Genomic DNA, 7,799 nt, shown 5'->3' on the forward strand with positions numbered 1-7,799 from the left:
TTGGCCCCTAGGGGTCCGGTTCGGCGTGGATACGGGCGCGGGTCAGCGGCAGCCGCAGTTGGCCACCGTGGCCGCGAGGCGGTCGAGGGTGGACTGGGCCGCCTGGGGTGCGGAGGTGCCCGAGGCCGTGAACGCGAAGAGCAGCAGGCGGCCGTCGGCGTCGACCACGGATCCGGCGAGGGTGTTGATGCCGGTCAGGGTGCCCGTCTTCGCGCGGACCAGGCCGGTGCCCGGGGCCGCTCCGGAGGCTTCGTCGAAGGCATAGCGGTTCTTCAGCGTCCCCGTGAAGCCCGCGACCGGGAGGCCGGTGAGGGCCGGGCGGAGTTCCGGGTGGGCCGGGTCGGCGGCCTTGGCGAGCAGGGCCGTCAGGAGGCGGGCGGAGACGCGGTCGGCGCGGTTCAGGCCGCTTCCGTCGGCGAACTTGGCGCCCTCCACCGGCAGTTGGAGGTCCCGCAGCCGCTTCTCGACGGCCTTCGCGGCCCCGTCGAAGCTCGCCGGCTCACCGGACGCGAGGGCGACCTGGCGTACGAGGGCCTCGGCGATGTCGTTGTCGCTGTGGGTCAGCATCCGCTCGACGAGGGCCGTCAGCGGCGCGGATGCGGTGCTGCCCAGCTCCTCCGCCTTCGCGCCGGCCTTCGACGCCTGGGGTGCGCCGCCTTCGAGCCGTACGCCTTCTTCGCGCAGCATCTCCGCGAAGCGCTTCGCGGCCGCGGCGGCCGGATCGCCGGAGCGCGCGGCCGGACCGCTCGCCGAGTCGTCGAGGCGGCCCTCGTCGATCATCAGGGCGCTGACCGGGGCGATGTTCTCGTTCGGACCGATGGGGTGCAGGCCGGGGCCCGAGTAGAGCGAGGTGTCGTACGAGAGGCGGAGCTTGCCCTCGCGCGGGTGCTCCGCGAGGGACTTGGCGGTGGCCCGGGCCAGTTCGCGCAGGCTGGAGCCGCCGTTGCCGTCGGGCCTGGCGGTGAGGGTGGGGTCGCCGGCGCCGACGAGGACCAGTTCGTTCGCACCGGGGTCCGCGACCGCCTTGGTGACGATGCGGTGGTCCGGGCCGAGCGCGGTGAGCGCCGCGACCGCTGTGGCGATCTTCGTGGTGGACGCAGGGGTGACGGCGTCGCCGGACTTCGCGGCGTACAGCTCCTCGCCGGTCAGGGCGTCGACCACGGAAGCGGTGCGGTGGGTGCCGAGCGAAGGGTCCTTCAGGAGCGGGTCGAGTACGTCGGCGAGTGCGCTCTTGGTCGGGGCGGGCGCGGAGCCCTGCGGGGCGCCGAGCGCGGACAGGACGTCCGGGGCGGCGGGCGCGGGGTCCGGTTCGCCCCGGTCACGCCCGTGATCTGCGCCACCGTCGGCTTCCCGCGATGCGGCCCAGGCCCGCTCGGCCGTACGCTGGCCTGAGTCCCAGGGACCGGCCGCGGTCACCACCACGGCCGAAAGCACCAGACCGAACGTGGCGGCGGCGGCCGTGAACTGCCAGGTCTTCAGCGGTCCCGGCCGCCGGAACGACCTCGGTGGACGCGGCGGCCTCGACGGCTCCGGAAGCTCGGCATCCTCTGCGAGCCCCCGGTCCTTGAGCTCGGGCACCACGGACCAGCCCCTTTCGCGATCACACACTTGCGTGAGGGACACTTAATCACTGCGTCTTTCGAAGTATGTGCTGATCATGGAGGAGTCACCGGTGGAGTTCGACGTCACGATCGAGATCCCGAAGGGTTCGCGTAACAAGTACGAGGTGGACCACGAGACCGGTCGTATCCGTCTGGACCGTCGTCTGTTCACCTCGACCAGCTACCCGGCCGACTACGGCTTCGTCGAGGACACCCTCGGCGAGGACGGCGACCCGCTGGACGCGCTCGTGATCCTGGACGAGCCGACCTTCCCCGGCTGCCTGATCAAGTGCCGCGCGATCGGCATGTTCCGGATGACCGACGAGGCGGGCGGCGACGACAAGCTGCTCTGCGTGCCGGCCTCCGACCCGCGCGTCGAGCACCTGCGCGACATCCACCACGTCTCCGAGTTCGACCGCCTGGAGATCCAGCACTTCTTCGAGGTCTACAAGGACCTGGAGCCCGGCAAGTCCGTCGAGGGCGCCGACTGGGTCGGCCGCACCGAGGCCGAGGCCGAGATCGTGCGTTCGTACGAGCGGTACAAGACCCAGGGCCACTGAACCTTTTAGCGGTCGCGGCGAACGGGCCGCTCGTCCCCTGAACCAGGGGCGAGCGGCCCGTTCGCGTATACGGAATCCGGATGGGACGGCCCGTTCCCGGGTACGGGAGGGGCCGGTGGGCCGGTTCGTGCGTTCATACGCATACTGGGCGTACTGGCCATGCCGATGATGGAGAAGAGGGCGTTGACGGATCTGGAGGCCGAGGACCGCAAACCGCAGTCCGATGAGGCACGCAGTGCGTTCGCCCCCGTGGGCGGCGTGGAGACCGTGCCCGCGCCGGAGGTGGAGCAGCCGACCTCGGAGTTCACGATTCCGCAAGGGCTGCGGATTCCGCCCGCGCCGCCGGAGGCGGACACCTCGGCGTTCACGCACCCGCAGAGCTACCACCACAGTGCTTTCACGCCCGCGGAGGGCATCCCCAAGGTCCGGCTGACCAAGGACGCGCCCTGGCAGGACCGGATGCGCACCATGCTGCGTACGCCGGTGACGGACCGGCCCGCGTCCGAGCCCACGCAGCGGCACGAGGACGAGGGGCCGGCCGTCCCCCGTGTGCTCGACCTGACCCTGCGTATCGGGGAGCTGCTGCTCGCGGGCGGTGAGGGGGCCGAGGACGTGGAGGCCGCGATGTTCGCGGTCTGCCGTTCGTACGGGCTCGACCGCTGCGAGCCGAACGTCACCTTCACGCTGCTCTCGATCTCGTATCAGCCCTCCCTGGTCGACGACCCGGTGACGGCCTCGCGCACCGTACGGCGCCGCGGCACCGACTACACGCGGCTGCAGGCCGTGTACCAGCTGGTCGACGACATCAGCGCCGAGGAGATCGACGTCTCCCTCGAGGAGGCGTACCGCGCGCTCGCGCAGATCCGGCGCAACCGGCACCCATATCCCGGCTGGGCGCTGACCATGGCCAGCGGGCTGCTCGCGGGTGCGGCCTCCGTCCTGGTCGGCGGTGATACGCCGGTGTTCATCGCGGCGATGCTCGGCGCGATGCTCGGCGACCGGCTCGCGTGGCTGTGTGCCGGGCGGGGGCTGCCGGAGTTCTACCAGTTCCTGGTGGCCGCGATGCCGCCGGCCGCGATGGGCGTGGCGCTCACGCTCAGCCATACGTCGACCGTGAGCGGCTCCGCGGTGATCACCGGTGGGCTGTTCGCGCTGCTGCCCGGGCGGGCGCTCGTGGCGGGCGTGCAGGACGGTCTGACCGGCTACTACATCACCGCCGCGGCCCGGCTCCTCGAGGTCATGTACTTCTTCGTGGCCATCGTGGTGGGTGTGCTGACCGTGCTCTATCTGGGCGTGCAGCTGGGGGCGCAGCTCGATCCCGATGTGGCGCTGCAGATCACCGAGCGGCCGGAGGCCCAGATCCTCGCGTCGATGGCGCTGAGTCTGGCGTTCGCGGTCCTGCTGCAGCAGGAGCGGGGGTCGGTGCTGATGGTGACGCTCAACGGCGGGGTGGCCTGGGCGATCTTCGGAGCCCTGCACTTCGCGGGCGATATCTCGCCCGTGGCGGCGACGGCTGTCGCGGCCGGGGTGGTGGGTCTGTTCGGCCAGCTGTTCTCGCGCTACCGGTTCTCGTCGGCCCTGCCGTACATCACGGCGGCGATCGGGCCGCTGCTTCCGGGTTCCTCGACGTACTTCGGTGTGCTGTCGATCGCGCAGAACGATGTGCAGGGCGGCCTCGGGGCGCTCACCCGGGCGGCCGCCACGGCGATGGCCATCGCGATCGGCGTGAACCTCGGAAGTGAGATCTCGCGGCTGCTGCTCCGGGTGCCGGGGGCTGCGGGCCGGCGGGCGGCCAAACGTACGCGAGGCTTCTGACCTCGGGGTTTCCGGGATCGGGGTTTCGGGCCTCGGGTGGCCGGCCGCCTGCCGCGGGTGTCAGCGCTTGGCGTGGCGGCCGCGCTGGGGGGCCACCGGCGCGGAGCCCTGGCCCTCGGCCGCGGCCTTCTTGGACTTCGAGCGGGCGCGCAGGAACTCGATGGCGATCGGCACGACCGAGAGCAGGACGATGCCGATCAGGATCGCCTCGATGTTCTGGTGGACGAAGTCGACCTTGCCGAGCGAGGCGCCGAGCAGCGTCACGCCGACACCCCAGAGGATGCCGCCGATGATGTTGAACGTGATGAACGAGCGGTAGTTCATCCGGCTCACGCCCGCGATGATCGGCGTGAAGGTGCGCACGATCGGCACGAAGCGGGCCAGGACCAGGGACTTCGGGCCGTACTTCTCGAAGAATTCGTGCGCCTTCGTCACGTTCTCCTGTTTGAAGAACTTGGAGTCCGGGCGGTTGAAGAGCGAGGGGCCGACCTTCCGGCCGAAGAGATACCCCACCTGGTCGCCGACGATCGCGGCGATCGCGATCAAGGTGCACACCAGCCACAGCGGGTGGTCGAGCTGGTTGGTGGTGACCAGCAGGCCCGTGGTGAACAGGAGCGAGTCGCCGGGCAGGAAGAACCCGATGAGCAGGCCCGACTCGGCGAAGACGATGAGCAGCAGGCCGTACAACCCGAACTCGTTGAGCAGAAAGTCCGGATCGAGCCAGCTCGGTCCGAGCGCAAGCGTCGTCATCACGGGTCCGGGCTCCTGGGGGGTGTCGTGGGCATGAAAGCTCGCGGCGGGGCGTGGCCGCCTAAAGCTATCAACGCAGGGAGACAGGACCAGGTTCCACCGGGGGCCTTCCAGGATGCACCGGTGACGAAAAGGGACAAAGCTCTGCAGGTGAGAGGGGTGGGACGGGCGCGACGGAAGGGTCGGTGGATGGGAATCGAGGATTTCGGCGGCGGGCAGGGACCGCAGTCCGACGTGCTGGTCGTGACGACCAATGACGTGCCCGGCTACCAGGTGCAGCAGGTGATCGGCGAGGTCTTCGGGCTCACCGTGCGGTCCCGGCATCTGGGCAGCCAGATCGGGGCCGGTCTGAAGTCGATGATCGGCGGTGAGCTCAAAGGGCTCACGAAGACCCTGGTCGAGACCCGTAACCAGGCCATGGACCGACTGGTCGAGCAGGCCAGGGCGCGGGGCGCCAACGCGGTGCTCATGTTCCGTTTCGATGTGACCGAGGCGCAGGACGTCGGGACCGAGGTGTGCGCGTACGGGACGGCTGTGGTGATCACGCGGACCGCCTGACCGGACGCGGACCGCCTGACCGGACACGGTCCGACGGCAGCGCGGCGAGGCGTACGGCGGAGTGCCGTACGCCTCGTCGGCTACAGGTGGCGCAGCGCGTTCGCGATCATCGCCTCGCTCATGTATGCGGCCAGACCCGGCTTCGCCTTGTCGATGTTGCGCGTGAAGCGCTCGTCCGCGACGAACATCTCGGCGAGACAGCTGTGGATCTCGTGCGTGCAGGTGTAGTGGTACTGGCAGATCTGCAGGCGGTGCTCCTCCGCCATGTCCATCGCGGCCTCGGACGCGGGCTCGGCCCCCGATTCGATGAGCGCGATCATCCGCCGGGTCCAGTCGTCGGCCTCGGCCCTGATCCGCAGCCAGTCCTCCTTCGTGTACGAGGAGGTCTTGCGCTTCGACTCGGCCCAGGCGTCGGTGTTGCCCCAGCGCTGCTCGGCCTCCTCCTCGTACTGTTCGGGGTCGTGCTCGCCGAAGACCTCGAACCGCTCCTCGGGTGTGAGGTTGATGCCCATCTTCTTCGCCTCCATGGCTTGTTCGACGGCCGTGGCCATCTTCTGCAGCTGCTCGATCCGGCCGGCGAGCAGCTCGTGCTGGCGCCGCAGGTGTTCCTGCGGATCCACACCGGGGTCGTCGAGCAGCACCTTGACCTCGTCGAGCGGGAAGCCGAGCTCCCGGTAGAAGAGGATCTGCTGCAGCCGGTCGAGGTCCTCGTCGCTGTAGCGCCGATGGCCCGCGTAGCTGCGCTCGCTCGGGGCAAGCAGACCGATCTCGTCGTAGTGGTGCAGGGTGCGCACCGTGACGCCCGCGAGGCCGGCGACATGTCCGACGGAGTAGCTCATGGCCGCCGATCCTTTCTGGTCCGTGCTGTCCGGTTTCCCGGTACGCCTTCACCTTGAGTCCTCACGTCACGTGAGGTGCAAGCCGGAGTTTCCGTGGGTTCGAGCTGTGGTTTCCGTGAGGTGCGAGCTGCCGTTTCCGTGGAGTGCGGGCTGCAGCTCCGTGGAGTGCGGGCTGGATTCCCTACGAGCTGATACATCCCGTATGCCCGTTTAGTGTGGCGAGGGGGGCCACTCTTGGAGGCGAGCATGTCCCTGCACCGCGGCGGTACTCCGCACCACGGCGACGAGCACGATCTGCGCCGGCTCGCCCTGAACCCCTTCCTCGGCGAGGCCAACCCCGTGAGCGGGATGACCGAGGCGCCGCCCCGGCACCGGATGCCGGCCGGGCCGCTGCCGCCGGCGACCGCGTATCAGCTGGTCCATGACGAGCTGATGCTCGACGGCAACGCCCGGCTGAATCTGGCGACCTTCGTCACCACCTGGATGGAACCGCAGGCCGGGGTCCTGATGGCCGAGTGCCGGGACAAGAACATGATCGACAAGGACGAGTACCCGCGGACCGCCGAGCTGGAGCGGCGGTGCGTGGCGATGCTCGCCGATCTGTGGCACGCACCGGATCCCCAGTCCGCGGTCGGGTGCTCGACCACGGGGTCGAGCGAGGCCTGCATGCTGGCCGGGATGGCGCTGAAGCGGCGCTGGACACGGCGCAACGCCGACCGCTATCCCTCGCGCGAGGCCCGGCCCAATCTGGTGATGGGCGCGAATGTGCAGGTGTGCTGGGAGAAGTTCTGCAACTTCTGGGAGGTCGAGGCACGGCTCGTACCGATGGAGGGGTCGCGCTTCCATATGGACGCGGCCTCGGCGGTGGAGCTGTGCGACGAGAACACCATCGGGGTCGTGGCGGTGCTCGGGTCGACCTTCGACGGGTCGTACGAGCCCGTCGCGGAGATCTGTGCCGCGCTCGACGATCTGCAGGAGCGCACGGGTCTGGATGTGCCCGTGCATGTCGACGGTGCTTCCGGCGCGATGATCGCTCCCTTCCTGGACGAGGATCTGGTCTGGGACTTCCGGCTGCCGCGGGTCGCGTCGATCAACACGTCCGGGCACAAGTACGGGCTTGTGTACCCGGGGGTGGGCTGGGCGCTGTGGCGGTCGGCCGAGGAGCTGCCGGAGGAACTGGTCTTCCGGGTCAACTACTTGGGCGGCGACATGCCGACGTTCGCCCTGAACTTCTCGCGGCCCGGGGCTCAGGTGGTCGCGCAGTACTACACCTTTCTACGGCTGGGGCGTGAGGGGTACCGGGCTGTTCAGCAGGCCTCGCGCGATGTGGCGCGTGGGCTTGCGGAACGGATCGAGGCGCTCGGGGACTTCCAACTGCTCACGCGTGGCGATCAGTTGCCCGTGTTCGCCTTCACGACGGCTTCGGATGTGACGGCGTTCGACGTGTTCGATGTGTCGCGGCGGTTGCGGGAGCGGGGGTGGCTGGTGCCGGCGTATACGTTTCCCGCGGACCGGGAGGATCTTTCGGTCCTTCGGATCGTGTGCCGGAACGGCTTCTCGGCGGATCTGGCTGCGCTGCTGCTCGAGGATTTGGGGCGGGTGCTGCCGGAACTTCGGGGGCAGGGTGGCCCGTTGGGGTCGGATGCGGCTGCGGTGACGGCGTTTCATCACTAGGG

General features: G+C 69.5%; 7 protein-coding genes. 4 read left to right on the top strand and 3 right to left on the bottom strand.

Going from position 1 to position 7,799, the window contains the following annotated elements; translation table 11 throughout:
• Positions 1–42: 42 nt before the first annotated feature.
• Positions 43–1,581 (bottom strand): D-alanyl-D-alanine carboxypeptidase/D-alanyl-D-alanine endopeptidase, encoded by a 1,539-nt coding sequence (dacB, locus tag G6045_RS17755; protein ID WP_408056342.1) that lies wholly within the window; start codon positions 1,579–1,581, stop codon positions 43–45.
• Between the two features lie 91 nt (positions 1,582–1,672).
• On the opposite strand from dacB, the gene G6045_RS17760 reads away from it, so the two are divergent.
• Both G6045_RS17760 and G6045_RS17765 read left to right on the top strand, forming a co-directional pair.
• Positions 1,673–2,161, top strand: a complete 489-nt coding sequence (locus G6045_RS17760; RefSeq protein WP_165332960.1) for an inorganic diphosphatase — start codon at positions 1,673–1,675, stop codon at positions 2,159–2,161.
• A gap of 168 nt (positions 2,162–2,329) precedes the next feature.
• Positions 2,330–3,976: a threonine/serine exporter family protein gene (locus G6045_RS17765; RefSeq protein ID WP_165332961.1), complete on the top strand. Its 1,647-nt coding sequence runs from the start codon at positions 2,330–2,332 to the stop codon at positions 3,974–3,976.
• Between the two features lie 60 nt (positions 3,977–4,036).
• Here the strand turns inward: G6045_RS17765 and G6045_RS17770 are convergent, their stop codons facing one another.
• The gene (locus G6045_RS17770; protein WP_165332962.1) at positions 4,037–4,726 is read right to left on the bottom strand and encodes a DedA family protein; all 690 of its coding nucleotides are present in this window, start codon (positions 4,724–4,726) and stop codon (positions 4,037–4,039) included.
• A gap of 189 nt (positions 4,727–4,915) precedes the next feature.
• On the opposite strand from G6045_RS17770, the gene G6045_RS17775 reads away from it, so the two are divergent.
• On the top strand, positions 4,916–5,284 hold the full coding sequence (locus tag G6045_RS17775; protein WP_165332954.1) for a YbjQ family protein: 369 nt from the start codon (positions 4,916–4,918) through the stop codon (positions 5,282–5,284).
• An 80-nt stretch (positions 5,285–5,364) separates the two neighbouring features.
• Here G6045_RS17775 and G6045_RS17780 read toward each other — a convergent pair whose 3' ends face one another.
• Complete coding sequence (locus tag G6045_RS17780) at positions 5,365–6,123, bottom strand: MerR family transcriptional regulator (protein WP_165332955.1); 759 nt, start codon at positions 6,121–6,123, stop codon at positions 5,365–5,367.
• 246 nt (positions 6,124–6,369) lie between these two features.
• On the opposite strand from G6045_RS17780, the gene G6045_RS17785 reads away from it, so the two are divergent.
• Entirely contained in the window at positions 6,370–7,797 is a 1,428-nt protein-coding gene (locus G6045_RS17785) for a glutamate decarboxylase (protein ID WP_165332956.1), read from the top strand.
• Positions 7,798–7,799: the final 2 nt, after the last annotated feature.

The organism is Streptomyces mesophilus (genome assembly GCF_011044995.1).
In the GTDB taxonomy this organism is placed as follows: domain Bacteria; phylum Actinomycetota; class Actinomycetes; order Streptomycetales; family Streptomycetaceae; genus Streptomyces; species Streptomyces mesophilus.

Excerpts from the sequence above, each read along its gene's own strand:
- G6045_RS17785 (WP_165332956.1), top strand. The coding sequence starts at position 6,370 with ATGTCCCTGCACCGCGGCGGTACTCCGCACCACGGCGACGAGCACGAT.
- G6045_RS17780 (WP_165332955.1), bottom strand. The coding sequence starts at position 6,123 with ATGAGCTACTCCGTCGGACATGTCGCCGGCCTCGCGGGCGTCACGGTG.
- G6045_RS17765 (WP_165332961.1), top strand. The coding sequence starts at position 2,330 with ATGGAGAAGAGGGCGTTGACGGATCTGGAGGCCGAGGACCGCAAACCG.
- G6045_RS17775 (WP_165332954.1), top strand. The coding sequence starts at position 4,916 with ATGGGAATCGAGGATTTCGGCGGCGGGCAGGGACCGCAGTCCGACGTG.
- G6045_RS17770 (WP_165332962.1), bottom strand. The coding sequence starts at position 4,726 with ATGACGACGCTTGCGCTCGGACCGAGCTGGCTCGATCCGGACTTTCTG.